This window comes from Mucilaginibacter puniceus (genome assembly GCF_054783175.1).
The window spans coordinates 1,315,310-1,333,913 of sequence record NZ_BAAGRB010000002.1 but is presented as its reverse complement, the minus strand read 5'-3'; the positions used below and the strand labels follow the sequence as shown (position 1 = coordinate 1,333,913).

General features: G+C 38.9%; 20 protein-coding genes. 11 read left to right on the top strand and 9 right to left on the bottom strand.

Features of this window, described 5'->3' with window-relative positions:
* Positions 1–6: 6 nt before the first annotated feature.
* The 5 genes from ACYVJ6_RS12960 (at position 7) to ACYVJ6_RS12940 (ending at position 4,771) form a co-directional block, all read left to right on the top strand.
* Positions 7–522: a DUF2480 family protein gene (locus tag ACYVJ6_RS12960; RefSeq protein ID WP_460694493.1), complete on the top strand. Its 516-nt coding sequence runs from the start codon at positions 7–9 to the stop codon at positions 520–522.
* Between the two features lie 28 nt (positions 523–550).
* Positions 551–1,330, top strand: coding sequence for a DUF3108 domain-containing protein (locus tag ACYVJ6_RS12955; protein ID WP_460694492.1), 780 nt, complete (start codon positions 551–553; stop codon positions 1,328–1,330).
* Positions 1,331–1,335: 5 nt separating this feature from the next.
* Positions 1,336–1,899: a DUF3109 family protein gene (locus ACYVJ6_RS12950; RefSeq protein WP_460694491.1), complete on the top strand. Its 564-nt coding sequence runs from the start codon at positions 1,336–1,338 to the stop codon at positions 1,897–1,899.
* 88 nt (positions 1,900–1,987) lie between these two features.
* Complete coding sequence (gene gmd, locus ACYVJ6_RS12945) at positions 1,988–3,124, top strand: GDP-mannose 4,6-dehydratase (protein ID WP_460694490.1); 1,137 nt, start codon at positions 1,988–1,990, stop codon at positions 3,122–3,124.
* A 21-nt stretch (positions 3,125–3,145) separates the two neighbouring features.
* Positions 3,146–4,771 (top strand): gliding motility protein RemB, encoded by a 1,626-nt coding sequence (locus ACYVJ6_RS12940; RefSeq protein ID WP_460694489.1) that lies wholly within the window; start codon positions 3,146–3,148, stop codon positions 4,769–4,771.
* 78 nt (positions 4,772–4,849) lie between these two features.
* Here the strand turns inward: ACYVJ6_RS12940 and dxs are convergent, their stop codons facing one another.
* The gene (gene dxs / locus ACYVJ6_RS12935) at positions 4,850–6,778 is read right to left on the bottom strand and encodes a 1-deoxy-D-xylulose-5-phosphate synthase (protein WP_460694488.1); all 1,929 of its coding nucleotides are present in this window, start codon (positions 6,776–6,778) and stop codon (positions 4,850–4,852) included.
* Positions 6,779–6,905: 127 nt separating this feature from the next.
* Here dxs and ACYVJ6_RS12930 point away from each other — a divergent pair, with 127 nt between their 5' ends.
* The 3 genes from ACYVJ6_RS12930 to ACYVJ6_RS12920 all read left to right on the top strand — a co-directional run bounded on the left by ACYVJ6_RS12930 (position 6,906) and on the right by ACYVJ6_RS12920 (position 9,587).
* Entirely contained in the window at positions 6,906–7,655 is a 750-nt protein-coding gene (locus tag ACYVJ6_RS12930; RefSeq protein ID WP_460694487.1) for a segregation and condensation protein A, read from the top strand.
* A gap of 101 nt (positions 7,656–7,756) precedes the next feature.
* Positions 7,757–9,040: a serine hydroxymethyltransferase gene (locus ACYVJ6_RS12925; RefSeq protein WP_460694486.1), complete on the top strand. Its 1,284-nt coding sequence runs from the start codon at positions 7,757–7,759 to the stop codon at positions 9,038–9,040.
* A gap of 166 nt (positions 9,041–9,206) precedes the next feature.
* Positions 9,207–9,587 (top strand): response regulator, encoded by a 381-nt coding sequence (locus ACYVJ6_RS12920; protein WP_460694485.1) that lies wholly within the window; start codon positions 9,207–9,209, stop codon positions 9,585–9,587.
* Positions 9,588–9,648: 61 nt separating this feature from the next.
* Here the strand turns inward: ACYVJ6_RS12920 and ACYVJ6_RS12915 are convergent, their stop codons facing one another.
* The 8 genes from ACYVJ6_RS12915 to rlmN form a co-directional block, all read right to left on the bottom strand.
* A complete protein-coding gene (locus ACYVJ6_RS12915; protein ID WP_460694484.1) occupies positions 9,649–10,347 on the bottom strand; it encodes a ComF family protein in 699 nt (232 codons plus the stop codon).
* Positions 10,348–10,373: 26 nt separating this feature from the next.
* Positions 10,374–11,018: an SCO family protein gene (locus ACYVJ6_RS12910; RefSeq protein ID WP_460694483.1), complete on the bottom strand. Its 645-nt coding sequence runs from the start codon at positions 11,016–11,018 to the stop codon at positions 10,374–10,376.
* A complete protein-coding gene (locus tag ACYVJ6_RS12905) occupies positions 11,005–11,607 on the bottom strand; it encodes a toxin-antitoxin system YwqK family antitoxin (RefSeq protein WP_460694482.1) in 603 nt (200 codons plus the stop codon). Before ACYVJ6_RS12905 ends, ACYVJ6_RS12910 begins: the two co-directional genes overlap by 14 nt.
* Positions 11,570–12,355 carry a YHYH protein gene (locus tag ACYVJ6_RS12900; protein ID WP_460694481.1) on the bottom strand — a complete coding sequence of 262 codons (786 nt, stop codon included), beginning with the start codon at positions 12,353–12,355 and terminating at the stop codon, positions 11,570–11,572. The genes ACYVJ6_RS12905 and ACYVJ6_RS12900 overlap by 38 nt, the downstream gene beginning before the upstream one ends.
* A 61-nt stretch (positions 12,356–12,416) precedes the next feature.
* Positions 12,417–13,196, bottom strand: coding sequence for a Spy/CpxP family protein refolding chaperone (locus tag ACYVJ6_RS12895; RefSeq protein ID WP_460694480.1), 780 nt, complete (start codon positions 13,194–13,196; stop codon positions 12,417–12,419).
* A 6-nt stretch (positions 13,197–13,202) separates the two neighbouring features.
* Positions 13,203–13,517: a hypothetical protein gene (locus ACYVJ6_RS12890; RefSeq protein ID WP_460694479.1), complete on the bottom strand. Its 315-nt coding sequence runs from the start codon at positions 13,515–13,517 to the stop codon at positions 13,203–13,205.
* A complete protein-coding gene (locus ACYVJ6_RS12885) occupies positions 13,514–14,083 on the bottom strand; it encodes an RNA polymerase sigma factor (protein WP_460694478.1) in 570 nt (189 codons plus the stop codon). Before ACYVJ6_RS12885 ends, ACYVJ6_RS12890 begins: the two co-directional genes overlap by 4 nt.
* Before the next feature lie 253 nt (positions 14,084–14,336).
* Positions 14,337–15,389 carry a dual-specificity RNA methyltransferase RlmN gene (rlmN, locus tag ACYVJ6_RS12880; protein ID WP_460694477.1) on the bottom strand — a complete coding sequence of 351 codons (1,053 nt, stop codon included), beginning with the start codon at positions 15,387–15,389 and terminating at the stop codon, positions 14,337–14,339.
* Positions 15,390–15,526: 137 nt separating this feature from the next.
* Here rlmN and ACYVJ6_RS12875 point away from each other — a divergent pair, with 137 nt between their 5' ends.
* The 3 genes from ACYVJ6_RS12875 to ACYVJ6_RS12865 are packed head-to-tail and all read left to right on the top strand — an operon-like array spanning position 15,527 to position 18,562.
* Entirely contained in the window at positions 15,527–16,699 is a 1,173-nt protein-coding gene (locus tag ACYVJ6_RS12875; protein WP_460694476.1) for an amidohydrolase family protein, read from the top strand.
* 51 nt (positions 16,700–16,750) lie between these two features.
* Complete coding sequence (locus ACYVJ6_RS12870) at positions 16,751–17,035, top strand: acylphosphatase (protein ID WP_460694475.1); 285 nt, start codon at positions 16,751–16,753, stop codon at positions 17,033–17,035.
* Between the two features lie 24 nt (positions 17,036–17,059).
* A complete protein-coding gene (locus ACYVJ6_RS12865; protein ID WP_460694474.1) occupies positions 17,060–18,562 on the top strand; it encodes an oligosaccharide flippase family protein in 1,503 nt (500 codons plus the stop codon).
* The last annotated feature ends 42 nt before the right edge of the window (positions 18,563–18,604 follow it).

The window sequence follows — 18,604 nt, the reverse complement described above, 5'->3', positions numbered from 1 at the left end:
AGCACCATGGAGATACAGGAAAATATAATTAATAAGGTAGCACAAAGCGGTTTAGTTACATTAGATCCCGCCCAGTTTTATCCAAAAGGAGAACGGGTGATCTATGATATTAAGGATAACCTGTTCCAGGGGTTAATATTGCGCGAAAAGGATTTTAGAGAATTTGTTAAAGATCATGACTGGGCGCAATACACCGGCAAAAATGTAGGCATAACCTGCAGTGCCGATGCCATTGTACCGGCATGGGCATATATGCTTTTAGCCAACCGTATGGCTCCCTATGCCAATGAAGTTGTTTTTGGTGATGGTGAAGTGCTGGAAACTGTACTGTTCATTAAACTAATAGAAAAATTGGATGTCGAACAATATAGAGATCAGCGTTTGGTAATAAAAGGTTGTGGAGATGTTGATGTACCGGTATCAGCTTATGTTGAACTGGCAAAAAAACTAACCCCGGTTGTTAAAAGCCTGATGTTTGGCGAGCCCTGTTCAACCGTGCCGCTTTATAAGCGTAAGGATTAATGGTTTGCTTTTTGTAGTATATAAAAGTATGAAGAGATTTTTTATTGTTATCATGCTTTTAAGCAGCGGGTTAGCCGGTGCGCTTAGCCAGGACCTCAAAAATGTAAGCGAGCCTGTTTTTAAAGTTGGTGAACAGCTGAGTTATAAATTAAAATACGGCTTTTTTACCGGTGCCGAAGCTACTTTAAGGGTAGAAGATGGCGGAGGCAAAATAAAAGGTCGCCCCACCTTTCATATTATTGCTAACGGAAATACCGCAGGTACTTTTGATATTTTTTATAAAGTACGTAACCAGTATGAAACATATATAGATCAAAAAACGCTGTTACCCTATTTTTATACAGAGAATCGCCACGAAGGCAGTTATCGCCATACAGATAATGTGACCTTTAATCAGGAGAAAAATGAGGTTACAGCCGATAAGGGTGCATTTCCGTTTAACGGTGATGTGTATGATTTTGTATCGGCCTATTATGCTGCCCGCAATATTGACGTTAGCAAGCTTAAAATAGGCGAGAAGTTTGATATGAAATATTTTTTAGAGGATGGTGTGCAAACACTTACCATAACTTACCTGGGCAAAGAAAAAATTAAAACTAATTTGGGCACGTTTAACTGCCTTAAGTTTAACCCAACAATAATACCCGGCCGCATATTTAAAAAGAATAGTAAACTATATTTGTGGATAACAGATGATAACAACAGGATACCTGTTAAGGCCCACGTGGGTTTGATAGTAGGTAGTGTAACCATGGATTTAACGGATGCCAAAGGGCTTAAATACGCGTTAAATCCGATTAGTAAATGAATTAAATGATAGAGGTTGGAAGTGTTTTGGTACATGAGGATGTAGTAAAGCAAAATTTTGTATGTAATTTAAATAAGTGTAAAGGTGCATGCTGCCTCGAAGGTGACTCGGGCGCGCCTTTAAATAACGATGAGTTGCATATCCTGGACGAAATATATCCTAAAGTAAAGCCTTATATAACTGAGAAGGGCATAACAACCATTGAGCGTGAGGGCACCTACGTAAAAGATTTTGAGGGCGATTATACTACCCCATGTGTTGATGTGAACAAGGAATGTGCTTATGTGATATGGGAGGGCGGCATAACCAAGTGTGCTATTGAAAAAGCGTACGAAGAAGGTGTGATTAACTGGAAAAAACCTATATCATGCCATTTATACCCTATCCGGATCACTGCCTATCCAGAATTTGATGTGTTAAATTATGATCGTTGGAGCATTTGCAGCCCGGCCTGTAGTTTTGGCGACGAACTCCAGATACGAGTACATGAATTTTTAAAAGCACCACTGATAAGAAAGTATGGCGAGGAGTGGTATAAGGAGCTGGAAGAGAACGTAGCTTGCATGTAATATTAAGCTTATTAAACGTACAGACATACCAAATAGGGCGGTTGTGCAATTAAATTAATAATATTGCAATATTACCAGTAAATATTTTATGAAAATAGCCTTAATTACAGGTATCACCGGTCAGGATGGTGCTTATTTAGCCGAGTTTTTATTGAAAAAGGGATATGAGGTACATGGTGTTAAACGCCGTTCGTCACTTTTTAATACCGACCGTATTGACCACTTATATAATGATCCGCATGAGCCCAATGTGAAGTTTAAATTGCATTATGGCGATCTTACGGATTCAACTAATTTAATCCGAATAATTCAAGAAGTACAACCCGACGAAATATATAACCTGGCTGCTCAAAGCCATGTTAAAGTAAGCTTTGATACCCCCGAATATACAGCCAATGCCGATGGAATTGGTGCATTAAGGATATTAGAGGCCGTAAGGATTTTGGGATTAACCCATCAGACACGCATATACCAGGCATCAACATCTGAATTGTATGGATTAGTACAAGAGGTTCCGCAAAAGGAAACCACCCCTTTTTATCCACGATCACCTTATGCGGTTGCCAAAATGTATGCTTACTGGATAATGGTTAATTATCGCGAAGCATATAATATGTATGCGTGTAACGGTATTTTATTTAATCATGAAAGCCCTATACGTGGCGAAACCTTTGTAACCCGTAAAATTACCCGTGCAGCGGCCAAAATTGCGTTGGGTTTACAAAACTGCCTATATGTAGGTAATCTGTCGGCTAAACGCGATTGGGGCCACGCTAAAGATTATGTAGAAGCCATGTGGCTAATGCTGCAACAGGATAAACCCGAAGACTTTGTTATTGCTACCGGTGTAACCACAACGGTAAGAGAGTTTATAAAAATGGCTTTTGGCGAATTAGGTATTGAAATTGAGTTTAGCGGCCGGGATGAATATGAAAAAGGCGTTATTATTGATGTTGATCCCGAAAAAGTAAAAGAATTAGGCTTAAATGATGAAATGCTGAAACCAGGTCAGCCTATAGTTAAAGTTGACCCTCGGTATTTTAGGCCTACCGAAGTTGAACTGTTAATAGGGGATGCCACAAAAGCAAAAGAAAAATTAGGGTGGATACCTAAATATGATCTGCAGGCATTGGTTCAGGATATGATACAATCTGACCTGCATTTAGTTAAAAAGGACGATTACCTGCAAAAAGGAGGGTTTAAAACACTAAACTATTTCGAGTAGAAATAGTTACTACATCTACACATGAAAAAAATAATTTACTTAATACTACTATTCCTATTATTATATACAGGTACTGCCAGGGCGCAAGCACAATATCTGCCTTATTCATATCAGTTTTATCAAAAGTTTAATGAGGATGTTTACTCAACTAAAACACGTTTTCATAGCTCATTAAAACCATTTTTTGCTGATGATAGCTTATTGCAGCGCAGATATAATGAGTTAATGAATTTAGGAGTTGATACCGTAAAGTATCGTAGTTGGATTACCCGTAAATTATTTAATGAACATATAATTGAGGTAAACGAGAAGGATTATACCTTTTATGCTGATTTCCTGCTGGATTTGGAAATGGGAAGAGATTTTTCGCAAAATAAATCAACCTGGCTAAATACACGTGGCTACCAAATAGGCGGTACTATCGGTAAAAATTTTTATTTCTATTCACGGGGATTTGAAAATCAGGCAGTTTTTCCGCAATATATGCGTACTTATATCGGGCAGGTAGGCATTGTGCCGGGCCAGGCTTATGATCGTACGTATGGTAAAAACCGTTATGCTGATTGGTCAGATGTTACGGCGTTAGTTTCCTATACTCCGGTGAAATATCTTAATATTACATTAGGGCACGATAAAAATTTTATAGGCGATGGCTACAGGTCGCAATTATTGTCTGATAATGCATCTGCTTATCCTTTTTTAAAGCTGACCGCAGATATTGGTAATGTAAAGTACATGGCCATGTGGAGCTATATGGTCGATCCTGCCGCTCCTTATGAATCTTACACAAACGGGTACAAAAATAAGTGGGGTGTATTTCATTATCTGGATTGGAATATAACCAACAGGCTTTCTGTTGGATTTTTTGATGCTATAATTTGGGGTAACGTTGATAAATATGGCAATTATCGCGGATTTGATTTTGGTTATGCCAACCCTGTTATTTTTTTAAGGCCGGTTGAGGCCTCGGCGGGCTCGCCTGATAACGCGCTGATAGGGTTTACAAGTAAGTATAAGTTAACTGATGGTATTACCGCTTACGGACAGTTTGCGTTAGATGAATTTGAAGGGACAAACTTTTTTGGTGGTAAAGGAAGCTCCAGAAACAAATATGGATTTCAAATTGGGGTACGTGGCGCCAATTTACTTAAAGTAAAAGGTTTGAACTACCTGGTTGAATATAATGGCGCAACCCCCTATGCTTATTCAGAAACCGAAAGGTTGATAAATTACAGTCAACAAGGCGAACCATTAGCCCATCCTTTTGGGGCTAATTATAAAGAGTTAATAGGGCTGTTAAATTACAGCTATAAAAGATTTGATTTTAGCGGACAGCTACAATATGCCTACTATGGTCTTGATATTAATGGACTGAACTATGGCAAAGATATTTTTAGATCGTATGCTACCCCGGCAAGGCTAACAGGCAACTATATTGGGCAAGGATTAACAACAGACCTATATTATGCCCAGGCTAAAGTGGCTTATTTAATTAAACCTAAAGTGAATTTTCGTATAGAATTTGGAGTGTTATTTAGGAATGAGCAAAATGCGCAATTTACCGACCGAACCACCATGTTTAGCTTAGGCTTACGCAGTTCGTTCCGTAACATATATTCAGACCTTGCCAGTTTTAGGGCACATTAGTTTTAAAGATTAGATGATGAAGATTAAAGATTAGTACGGCAAATCAATAACTAATCTTTAATAATCAATCTTTGATCTTTAAGAAGCTATAGTATGTGTATTTGATTTTACGCCAATTTTGCGTACCTGTGCGGCAATACCATTAGCATCGTAGCCACATTCGGACCAAAGTTCCTGCTGCTCCCCATGCTCAACCGGGCGATCGGGTATACCCAGTCGGGTAACGGATGCATGGTAATTATTGTCAACCATAAATTCAAGAATAGCACTACCCATTCCGCCTTCTAAACAGCCATCCTCAACGGTAATTACTTTATTGAATTTTTTAAATACTTCGTGTAATAATGTTTCATCTAATGGCTTTACAAAACGCATATCATAATGTGCCGGATAATAGCCTTCAGCATTTAGCTCAGCAATAGCCTTTACGGCCTCGTTGCCAATATGGCCTATGGTTAATATGGCTACATCTTCACCATCGCATATTTTGCGGCCCTTGCCTACTTTAATGGCTTTAAACGGACGCTGCCAATCTACCATAACACCATTGCCACGGGGGTAACGTATTACAAACGGACCCATATCATCTTGTTGAGCAGTAAACATCAGGTTACGCAGTTCCTCTTCGTTCATGGGTGCGCTTACCGTCATGTTAGGTATGCAGCGCATGTAAGCCAGGTCATAAGCACCATGATGAGTAGCACCATCAGCACCTGCAATGCCCGCCCTATCCAAACAAAAAACCACATTTAGCTTTTGTATCGCCACATCGTGTATTACCTGGTCATAAGCCCGCTGCATAAAGCTCGAATAGATGTTACAAAAAGGTATCAACCCTTGTGTAGCCATTCCGGCCGAAAATGTTACCGCATGCTGCTCAGCAATACCTACATCAAAAGCACGATGGGGCATGGCCTTCATCATCAGGTTTAATGAACAACCCGATGGCATGGCCGGAGTAATGCCCATAATTTTAGGGTTTAGCTCGGCTAACTCAATAATACTATGGCCAAACACATCCTGGTATTTGGGTGGTTGTGGTTTTTCGTGTTTTGTTTTTTTGATCTCGCCGGTAATTTTGTCAAATAAGCCGGGCGCGTGCCACTTGGTTTGGTCTTTTTCGGCCAGGGCATAACCTTTACCTTTTACTGTAATACAATGTAAAAGTTTAGGGCCGGGTATATCGCGCAAGTCATTCAACACTTTGGCCAAATGCTTTACATCGTGCCCGTCAATAGGGCCAAAGTATCTGAATTTTAAGGCTTCAAAAAAGTTGCTTCTTTTTAATAAAGTTCCTTTAATACTTTTCTCTATTTTCTGCGCTATTTTATACGCATCGGGGCCAATGGCTGATAATTTGGCCAGTACTCCCGCAATATCATCCCTAAAACGGTTATAGGGTTTTGAGGTGGTAATATCTGTTAAATATTCTTTTAACGCACCAACATTTGGGTCAATAGCCATATTGTTATCATTCAAGATAACTAACAGGTTACTATTTTCAATACCGGCATGATTAAGGGCTTCAAAGGCCATGCCTGCTGTCATGGCGCCATCGCCAATAACGGCTACGTGCTGCCTGTCGGTCTCGCCTTTGTATTGTGAAGCAACCGCCATACCCAAGGCTGCTGATATAGACGTAGATGAGTGGCCAACGCCAAAAGTGTCATATTCGCTTTCGGCACGTTTTGGAAAACCGCTTAAGCCTTTATATATACGGTTAGTATCAAAAGCTTCGCGGCGGCCGGTTAATATTTTATGACCATAGGCCTGGTGGCCAACATCCCATACTAATTGGTCGTAAGGCGTATTTAATACATAGTGCAAAGCAACGGTTAGCTCAACAACACCCAGGCTGGCACCAAAATGCCCGCCATTTACCGATACTACATCAATAATATACTGGCGCAACTCCTGACATAACTGTTCAAGGTCTTCCTCTTTAAGTTTCTTTAAATCAGACGGATAGTTGATAGTTTGTAATAAGTCGCCGGCCTTAACTTGCATTAATAGTATTTAGAATAATAAACTTACAAATTAACTAAGTTTAATTGGTAAAATTAGGACATTTTAAAGCTATTATTGTTTGATGTTTATAATTTTATTTATTTAAAACTCAACTGTATTTTTACGCATGATGGATGAGGAAAGTTTTGCTGTTAAGCTGCCGCAATTTGAGGGCCCCTTTGATTTGCTGCTGTTTTTTATTGAGCGCGATGAGCTGGACATCCATGATATACCTATTGCCCGCATTACTGATGACTTTTTAAACTACATTCATCAAATGGTTAGCCTTAACATTGAGCTGGCCAGCGAGTTTATTTTTGTGGCTGCAACACTAATGCGCATTAAAGCTAAAATGCTGCTGCCGCGATACGAGGCTGAAAATGGCGAGAATGAAATTGACCATAAAGAAGAACTGATACGTAAGCTGATAGAATACAAAAAGTTTAAAGAAATATGCGAGGAGCTTAAGCCTTTTGAGGACGAACGCTTTAAACAGGAAAAGCGTGGGAATATAGCCTATGATTTGGGGCAAGCCGAAAAAGTGGCTATGCCCGGCGAAGAATTAACTGATGTGAGCTTATATAAACTGATGATGGTTTATGGCCGGTTAATGGAGCGTTACGCCAACCGTGCCGAACAGGTTACACACACCGTTGAACAATATCCCTATACCATTGAAAAGCAAAAAAAAGCTATCGATGACCTGTTGAGAATAAATAAAATGATGGATTTTAAAGCCATCGCCCAAAACTCAGACAATAAAGTGCATTTTGTTTATAATTTTTTGGCTGTTTTAGAAATGCTGCAGCAGGAATTGATTGATATACAGATAGGGTTGGGCTATAATAATTTTTGGATATCGGCAAAAGAGATATAAAATTTGGTGTATAAACCTACACGCCAAAATATCTATCTAATCTAAATTCTTACGGTCAAATCTCTAACCAATTTGTTAACTTAGGCCGTTTTTAAAATCGTATGAAAAGAGACAAACTTATATTTAAGCTGTTAGATGAAGAACAACAGCGCCAGGAAGAAGGACTGGAGTTGATCGCGTCAGAAAACTTTGTAAGCAGGCAGGTTATGGAAGCTGCAGGATCAGTAGCTACCAATAAATATGCCGAAGGTTTACCGGGCAAACGTTATTATGGCGGCTGTCAGATAGTTGATGAGATTGAAACCATTGCTATTGAGCGCGCCAAACAATTGTTTAATGCCGAATGGGTAAACGTGCAGCCACACTCTGGTGCACAAGCCAACGCGGCAGTTATGCTGGCATGTTTACAGCCCGGCGATAAAATATTGGGGTTTGATCTTTCACACGGTGGCCACTTAACACATGGCTCGGGTGTAAATTTTTCAGGTAAATTATATGAGCCGCATTTTTACGGAGTACGTAAAGATACCGGGTATATTGATTATGACCTGCTTAAAAAAGTAGCTTTAAAAGAAAAACCAAAATTGATCATTTGCGGAGCTTCGGCTTACTCACGCGATTGGGATTATGAGTTTATACGTAAAGTGGCTGATCAAATTGGAGCATTGGTGTTAGCTGATATATCGCACCCTGCAGGTTTAATAGCAAGGGGTTTATTAACCGACCCGCTTCCGCATTGCCATATAGTTACAACAACAACCCATAAAACATTACGCGGCCCACGTGGTGGTTTAATTATGATGGGTAAAGATTTTGAGAACCCATGGGGTTTAAAAACACCTAAAGGCGAAGTTAAAATGATGTCGGCTTTATTGGATATGGCTGTTTTCCCGGGAACACAGGGTGGTCCGTTAGAGCATATTATAGCGGCAAAAGCTGTAGCCTTTGGTGAGGCTTTGAGTGAAAGCTATATGAAATATATTTTACAGGTTAAAAAGAATGGTGCGGCTATAGCCAAAGCACTTACCGACCGTGGTTATGAGATCGTTTCAGGCGGTACAGATAACCATTTGGTACTTATAGATCTGCGCAATAAAAATATTACTGGTAAAGCTGCCGAGAACGCTTTGGTAATTGCCGATATCACTGTGAATAAAAACATGGTGCCTTATGATGATAAATCGCCGTTTACAACTTCAGGCATACGTATAGGTACTGCTGCTGTAACCACCCGTGGTATGAAGGAAAAGCAAATGGAGCAGATTGTTGAGTTGATTGATGAGGTTATAAAAGATCCGGAAAACGAACAATCTTTAGCTAAAGTACGTAAGAAAGTGCATAAGCTTACGGAGAAGTTTCCGTTGTATAGCAAAGGCGCTGAGTAATAAAATACTATTAAATTAATTAATACAGGGCTAAGCGTTTTGAACGTTTAGCCCTTTGTTTAATATTATTAAATTAAATGAAAACAGGGTGCAATTTTATTTCGTTAAAACGAAATGTTTTAGCATTTTTATGCGGTTGCGTATTTAGATTAACTATAATTAATAAGTGGATACTACATTAAATATTAAAGTGCTGGTGGTAGATGATAATCAAATTAACCGATTATTGATCAACAAGATTTTAACCAAGTGGGGTGTTAAAACCGAGTTTGCTGAGAATGGTGTTGAAGCTATAGAAAAAATAGAAGCTACCCCCAACTATGATGTGGTATTGATGGATCTGAATATGCCTAAAATGGGCGGTATTGAAGCCGTTGAAATTTTAAGAGCTAAACCGGAATCATACTTTCAAAATTTACACATCATTGCTTTAACCGCCTCAATATTGAACCCCGAACAAGGCGAAATTGGCGGCATGAATGATTATATATTAAAACCTTTTGAGCCCGCCATCCTTTTTGAAAAATTAAGCAAATTGCAGAATTAATGGTTACTAAGATTGAAGAATAGTGATTAATCTAATCTTTAATCTTCAACAACTAATCTTTCTACTCCGCATACGCAATAGTTGCTATGCTTAATTTTAAACCCGGAATTTTAAGTAACTCAATACTGCAAGCCTCCAGTGTTGAACCTGTAGTTACCACATCATCAACCAACAAAACATGTTTGTTAGCTAATTGTTCGGGGTACATTACTTTAAAAACTTCCTGCATATTCTCAAAACGTAAAAAGCGCGATTTATGGGTTTGCGTTTCTGTAGCCCTAATGCGCACCAGGTTATTATCATTTACTTCGGCTTGTAGTTTTTCAGCCAAACCTTCTGCAAAACATTTACTTTGATTATAGCCGCGTTGTTTAAGCCTGCTCTTATGCAGCGGAACGGGTATAATATAATCAACGGTATTGAATTTATCGTTTTGTTTTAATTGCTCACCGGCTATATTGCCTAATATATTTCCAATGCGGTGCATGCCACTGTATTTAAAATGATGCATTAAATTTTGAACCTTACCTCCCTTTGCAAAATAGTATAACGAGTAGGCGGCCTCTACATCAACTTTACCCCAAAATTGGCGCGCTACAATATTATCAGGCTGTAAATGGAAATTGGTAAACGGTAAATTATATCGGCAATCAGTACATATTACATCTTCTGCAGCTACCAGGCTTTCGCCGCAGGCAGGGCAAAGCTGTGGGAATAATAGTGATGTAAAATCGGCCAGGTAACTGCGCAACAGTTTCATGGCATTAAATTAATAAAAGCTATTAACTATATATCCTCAGCTTTCAATAATTTAATATCATCAATTAAGTTATTCACTTCCAATTGTAAAGATCCATTATATACCCCTCTTATCCTTCCTTTGGCATCTATCAATACTAAATTTTCGGTATGTAAAAAATCGTTGCTGCCTTTGGTATATCCGGTGGCATCGTCAGCAAAATAGGCCTGTCGTGCCAGCTTATAAATAGCGGGCTGGTCGCCGGTTAGCAGCCACCATTTGTTGTTGTTGATATGCCGTTTTTGCGCATAACTAAACAAAACAGGTACACTATCCCGGCGTGGAGTAACGCTATGCGATAGGATAAGCACCTGGTTATCTTTTTCAAAAACCTGTGCTACTTTGCTTAAATTCTCCATCATTGGCGGGCAAACACTTTGGCACGAGGCAAAGAAAAAATTTGCCACATATATTTTGCCTTTTGTGTTTTTGCTGCTAATGGTATCGCCTAATTGATTGGTTAAAGTAAATGGGGCTATAGTATGAATTTTGTTATAGGCATCATCCTGTGGGGTAAGCCAAACAGGCGTAAAATCGGGCGTATTATAAAAAGGCAAACGGTTATCGTCTGCCTTTTTATCGCAAGCGGCTATTAATAATATAAACGGAAGTATGAAGCTAAGATTTTTCATTTTTTAAGACATTTTTACAAAGCTTACGGCCAATTAAGCCATATTGCTGCCCATTCTTTACTACATAATTAGCGCGGATGGTGCCGTTATCCCACCACATTTGCTGGCGGCCTTCTTCATGCCCGACCTTATAGTTAAAAATACGATATGGGCTGCCATTGCTAAACCATTCTTTAGCGGTTCCATTATGTTCGTCATTTTCAAAATAATATTCAAACTTAGGTTTACCGCTGGGCCACCAACCACGATGAATACCTTGTTTTTTACCGTTTACAAACAGCCTTTCCTGCTCAGGTTTATGGTTTATATACCAGCTTTTCATAATGCCTTCTTCCTTACCATTGTGATAAGGGATTTCATAGTAGCGATTGCCATTAGGATAATCGCTATATATCCAACCAGAAAAAGCCACATTATTATAATATAGTACTCCGCCAGTATGTGTTAAGGCAGTGTCATGCTCATTTACCCATTTTGATGGGATAATCTTGTATTGGGTACTTAAATAAATAATGCCTATTAAGACTAAAAAACTGGCTAAGCCTAATAGTTTATTGCGATACAGTACCTGCCGTTCCATAAAATCCATTTCCGTTAATGTAAGGGTCAACACTGGTGGTATGATAATGGTAAATGCCGTTAGGATAATCTGCAGTTACCGAAGTGTGTCCATGATAAGCATCCAAATCACTGTTTGATACCGGAGTAGTACCGTGGTTAGGCCCATAAACCGGGAATCCATCTAATAAAAATCCAACCAAAGCATCCTTACCTTTAGTAGTGGTTAAATAATAAGGCTCTGCATGGTAATGATATTGTCCCTGCTGCTGCGGGTGACCATCATATTGATCAAAACTGTTGATCTCGCCGGTTAACGGAACACCACCTGCTGCGTATTGGTTAAATATAGGCACTCCATTTATCGCTACCCCCATTGGACCCATTGGGGTTGCAGCGTGTGTAGTTGCTGCTGTCGGATTTAAAGGTATCCTAAAAGTGAGATTACTTTGTGCTATTTTATTGGGGTTTTGCATCCATTGCGGGTTAGTACCATTATAGGCCTCATATTTGGTAGATGCCCATTGAGTGCCTTGGTAGTAAGGCGATTTATGATCGGGTAAACTGGTAACTTTTATCACCAGGAAATTACCATCCACATACATATCTGATGTGTTGTAAATTTTTTTATAAACATCAGGAACCGGCGAGGTGCCAACGGTTGGTGTTGTTGTGGTAGTAGTGGTGGTTGTGGTAATTGTACTTTCTTTTTTGCAGGCAATTATGGTTATAAATACCAGGCTAATGCCGCATGCTAAGTTTATAGGTTTAATTTTCATAATAAAAGGAATTTATATCATTAGATGTGAGCTGATATAAATTCCTTCGCTTTATTTTTAATTAGTATCCCGGTGGTGGTCCGCCCGGCGGTGGCATCCCTGGTCCGCGTCCCGGTGGTGTTCCCGGCCTTGGCGGCCCCCCCGGTGGCGGCATAAAGTCGCGGTCAGGTGGCCCTCCACCCGGCGGCGGATACATTCCCTCCGGTGGGCCATCAGGACGGCTTCCATCCGGTCGTGGTGGCGGTGGTCCGCCCCCAGGCGGTGGGTGCATGCCCGGCCTATCCCTGCGTGGTGGATGCATTCCGTTTTTACCCGGACGTCCGTCAGTAGGTCGCATTCCATTAGGCGGCGGCCCACCTGGTCCGCCAGGGCCACCACCGCCTTGAGGTGGGCCACCCATCATGTGCAGGGCATTTTGTATAATTTTATCAAACTTTGTTTTTTGCTCATCGGTAAGTATAGTCCTCAATTTGCGGAAGTGGTATAGGGTGGTCGTATCCAATGTAACCGAATTAGCGCTTATCTTTTTTTGTAACGAATCAATATTAGCTTTATTTAAAACAGGGGTTTGTATATTCTTAAAGAATTCATCGCGCAGCAAGCGGTTTTGATCATTCAGTTTTCGGGTAGTTTCAAAATGCTGTTTGCGCATGGTGTCATATTGTTTAACCTGCGCGGGTGTCATTTTTAACTCGCGTATTAAATAATCATTTGCCCTTTCAGGTGGCCCTATTGGTGGTCCTGCCATTTTGTACTTGGTAAACCAAAGCGATCCTAACAGCACGCAATTAATAATTACGAGCAGGATAACTATAATAATTAAAAATTTAAAATTTTTCATAAGCCATTAATAACTGTTCAAATTGTTATTTAATCCGTATGCATCGGCAAAAGCATCTGCTCCGTTTATGTTTTTTGTGGTTGTATTTTTGGGTTGCTTTAATACCAGGTAGGTCGTGATATTAAGGCATATTAGCAAACAAAGTACAGCTGCCAAACGCAGCATTAATTGTTGTGCGCTTACAGCGGGTGGATGATACATAACCTGCATACGGTGTAATATTTTGGCATCTAAAAATTCATTTGCCTCCAATTGCTGCAGGTTATCCAAACTGTTTAAAGTTCGTTCTGCCTGTTTTTCTAAATCCTGTTTGTTTTTCATATCGATGAATAATAATTGATCAATAACTTTTTGAGGTTGCCCTTGGCCCGCATTAATAATGACTCCACCGCACCTTCTTTCAATTCCATTATCTCGGCAATTTTTTGCTGGCTCAAATCCTGCACCTTTTGCAGTAAAAATGCCGTTTTTTGTTTCTCAGGCAGTTGGTTTATCGCTTTAAATAATATTGCCGACTGCTCCTTGTTCTCCGCCAATACGCCCGGGTGCACAAAGTCAACAGGATCATGCAGCAACTCATTATTATTGCCAAACAGGCTGGTTAAAAATCCCGCCCGTTTTTTTCTTTTTTTATGCCTGATAAAGTCAGCAGCCTGTGTTAATGCTATACGATATATCCAGGTGCTTAGCTTGCATTGCTGCTTAAACTTGCCAATTCCCTCATATACCTTTATAAAAACATCCTGCGTAACATCTTCGGCATCCTCCACGTTTTGCACAAACCCCAATACCGTATTATACACCATTTTTTTATAGGTGTTAATTAAGGTTTTAAAAGCGCTTTCATCGCCTTTAAGTAAACAAGCAATTAATTCCTGCTCTGTCAATTCGGGTTGTGATAAAGTATATGACGATGGTTGGTTAAAAATCCTTCGCTGTCAATAAATATATAAAGAAAATGGGAGTTGAATGCGGCGATTTACTCACCCGGTCTTTGCTTCGCTCGACCACCCTCTCTTCGCCTTCGGCGGAAAGAGGTTTTTTTTTTGAATAACCCTCTTTCCCGCTTGCGGAAGAGAGGGTCGACCAGCGTAGCGTAGTCGGGGTGAGTCGACGGAGCGATATAGTATAGTTTTTGTATTACTGCCCCTCTTTAATGGCTAACTGCCCACAAGCAGCATCAATATCTTTACCCCGGCTGCGGCGCAAGTGGGTGTTAACGCCTTGCTTGCGCAGATATTCAGCAAAGGCTTCTACTTTATCCTCGCCGGCATTAAGGAAGGCGGCAAATGATATGGGGTTATATTCAATGATATTTACTTTACAAGGCAGGTGCTTGCAAAATTTGGCTAATTCAGCGGCATCTTCAATATTATCATTAAAGCCATCAAAAATAATATACTCGTAGGTTACCGGGTTTTTGGTTTTGGCGTAGTAATACTTTAGAGCTTCGGCTAATGCTTTTAATGAGTTTTGCTCATTTATAGGCATTATGGTATTACGTTTTTCATCATTCGCAGCGTGTAATGATAGTGCCAAATTAAATTTAACCTGGTCATCACCCAGTTTTTTGATCATTTTGGCAATACCGGCGGTTGATACCGTAATACGTTTGGCCGCCATGTTCAAACCTTCTTCGGATGTTATTTTCTCAACCGAATCAATTACATTTTTGTAATTCAGTAAAGGCTCGCCCATTCCCATGTAAACAATGTTACTTAACGGTATGCCATAGTTTTGGCGCGCTTGCTGGTCAATTAAAACAACCTGGTCATAAATTTCATCAGGATTTAGGTTGCGTTTGCGCTCCATATAACCGGTAGCACAAAATTTGCAGGTTAGGCTACACCCCACTTGCGATGATACGCAGGCGGTCATTCGCCCCGGTGTCGGAATTAAAACACCCTCAATTAGATGAGTATCATGTAAAATAAAAGAATTTTTTATAGTTTTATCAGCACTAACCTGTGAGGTGTGGATTTTTACATTATTAATAATGAAATTTTCATCCAGTTTAGTGCGAAGTTCTTTTGAAATATTGCTCATCTCGTCAAAAGAAAAGCAAGATTTTTTCCATAGCCATTCATAAACCTGTTTAGCCCTAAAGCTTTTTTCGTTCATTGCAACAAAATGCTTTTGCAAACTTTCCAGGCTAAGACTGCGGATATCAATTTTTTCTTTTGCGGTATTCACGCTGCAAAAGTACGAAATTTAAAAATCTATCTTTTTTAAATTATTATTCATTAACTTAAAAACAATAATTATAAGTTAATTGTCTATATTGCTATGGATTGATAATAATCAGGTGAGTAATTGCTAAGTTATACCGAATGAAAATTTTTAGAGCCGATTACGTTTTTCCTGTTTGTGCCGATCCAATTCAAAACGGAGTAGTTACTGTAGATGATTTGGGTAAGATCATTTCTGTAACTGATGACATCCCCCCCGATACCGGCGATACGCCGGTTGAGCAACTGAGCGGTATACTATGCCCCGGCTTTATAAACACCCATTGTCATGTTGAGCTTTCGCACCTCAGTGGTAAAATAGCACCCGGAAGCGGTTTGGTTGATTTTATCAAAGATATATTACAGGTTAGAGATGCAGATAGCAAGATAATTGAAGAAGCCGCTGCTAAAGCAGATAAGGATATGTATGAAAATGGTATTGTTGCCGTTGGTGATATATCCAACAATAGTTCTACCGTTGCACTTAAAGCCAAAAGTAAATTATACTATCATACCTTTGTCGAGGTATTAGGTTTTACACCTGCTAAAGCCGATGAGGTTTTTAACGCCGGCCTTGCAGTTTTGGATAAATTTAAACCACAACCGTCATCTATAACACCACACGCCCCTTATACGGTATCAAAAGAATTATTTAAGCTGATAAAAAAATATAGCGATACAAATAAAAACCTGCTAAGCATTCATAACCAGGAGTGCGAGGACGAGAATAAGTTTTATCGTTATAAACTAGGGCGTTTTAACGAATTATATGAGCATTTAAAAATTGATATAGCTTATTTTAAACCGCAGGCACGTAATTCGTTACAGTCTGTGATACCTTTGCTTACTAACAAACAGGATGTTTTATTAGTGCATAACACTTGTACCAATTTAAAGGATATATACTTTATAAAGCGGTTTGACAGGCATATCCATTGGTGTTTTTGTCCTAATGCTAATTTGTATATTGAAAAGCAACTACCCAAAATTGAGCTGTTTATTGACCAGGGTTTTAACATTACTTTAGGTACCGATAGCCTGGCATCAAATAATAAGCTGTGTATTTTAAGCGAGATGGTAACCCTTCAAAAAAACTTTCCAAGCGTAAGTACCGCTAAACTAATGGAGTGGGCCACTATTAACGGAGCTGCATTTTTAGGGATTGATAAAGATAAAGGCACATTAGAGCCAGGCAAAACTCCCGGCCTTAACCTGATAACTGATATTAAAGATCTGAAGCTTACTGCCCAATCAAAAGTTAAGCGCTTAATTTAAGTTTACAGGTAAACCTATATTTGATTTTTTAATTTTGCCTTTTTAATTAAAATGAAGCATTTAGATATCATTGTTAAAGGAAAAGTACAGGGTGTTTTTTTTCGCGCAAGCGCAAAAGCCGTTGCCGACCAGTTAGGTATAAAAGGAACTGTTAAAAATGACCCTAACGGGGATGTTATCATAGAAGCCGAGGCCGACAACGCCACAATGGACCTTTTTTTAGATTTTTGCCATGAAGGCCCTGAGGATGCTAAAGTTACCTCGGTTGAAACTAATGAGGGCGAATTAAAAAACTATCGTAATTTTGAAGTATTAAAAAGGGGTTTGTTTAAGTAAGCCACATTTAAATTACGCACACTATTGTCAACAGCTAAAAAATTTGCAGGGCAAACGGCTATCTATGGGTTAAGTACTATAATTCGACGATTATTAAGTGCTTTACTTACCCCGCTTTTTACAGGCGCTTACAAACCTAAAGTTTATAGTATTTTTAGTACCATGTTCAGCTATGCCTCCATATTTCAGGCAGTTTTAGCATTTGGAATGGAAACCACTTTTTTCAGGTATCTCAATAAATTTCCTGATAAAAAGCAACAAGTATACAATAATGGTTTTTGGGTAATATTGGCAGTAACAGTAGGATTTTTGTTACTTACTTTACCCTTTACCCATACACTGGCAGGGCTTATAAAAATAGGCAAGGATATACCGCAAACCGAATTTGAGCTTTTTATAAAATACTTTATTGTTATTTTAATACTTGATGCATGGTGTGTAATACCGTTTGCCAAGTTACGTGCAGATGGCAGACCAATTAAATACGGTTTTATTAATGTCATCAATATTTTAATCACCTGTTTTTTCAATATCTTATTCATTGTTATCATTCCGTATTGGATAAAGCAACAATTTGCAGGCTGGCAGTGGTGTATGAGTTGGTATGTGCATGGGTGGGTTGCGTACGCATTTCTATCTAATTTAATAGCAAGCTTTATCACACTTTTAATGCTATTGCCAGAGCTATTGAAACTGGAATTAAAATTTGATAAGGGAATGTCAAAACAAATGTTGGTTTATAGCATTCCAATTTTGATAGCCAATTTATCATATATCGTAAATGAAAATTTGGATAAATTATTATTGGGTAAACTTTTGCCGCAAAATATAAGTGAGTATGAAGTTGGGGTTTATTCGGCTTGCGCAAGGCTATCTATTTTTGCCAGTTTATTTAATCAAGCTTTTAGGATGGGTGCCGAGCCATTCTTTTTTAGCCACGCAAAAAACAAAAATTCCGGAGCTACTTATGCCAAAATAATGGATTACTTTGTAATTACCATGTGCATGATGTTTGTGGGTGTTGTAGCAAATATTGAAATATTAAAGCATTATGTAAATAATAAAGATTACTGGGTAGGTCTGGATGTAGTTCCACCACTATTATTTGGTTATGTTGCTTTAGGTGTTTATATGAATCTTTCGGTATGGTATAAATTATCTGATCAAACTAAATATGGCCTTTACATATCTGGGGTTGGTGCTATAATTACTATAGTTTTTAACGTAATATTTATTCCAAAATATGGCTACATGGCATCAGCGTGGATATCATTTGCAGCCTATGCAACAATGATGATATTATCCTATATCTGGGGGCAAAAAAATTATCCTATCCCATATAATTTAAAAAAGAACCTGGCTTATATAATATCTTCTGCTTTACTCGTTTATATATCATTCTATGTATTTGACCGAAACATTTTTATTGGCAACGCGCTTTTAGTAATGTTTGCATCAGTAGCTTTATATTTTGAGTGGAAAAATTTATCAGCTATCTTTATAAACAAGAACCAGGAGCCTAAATAATAAAAACATTAATGTATTGTACCGTAAAAAATATTGTACCTC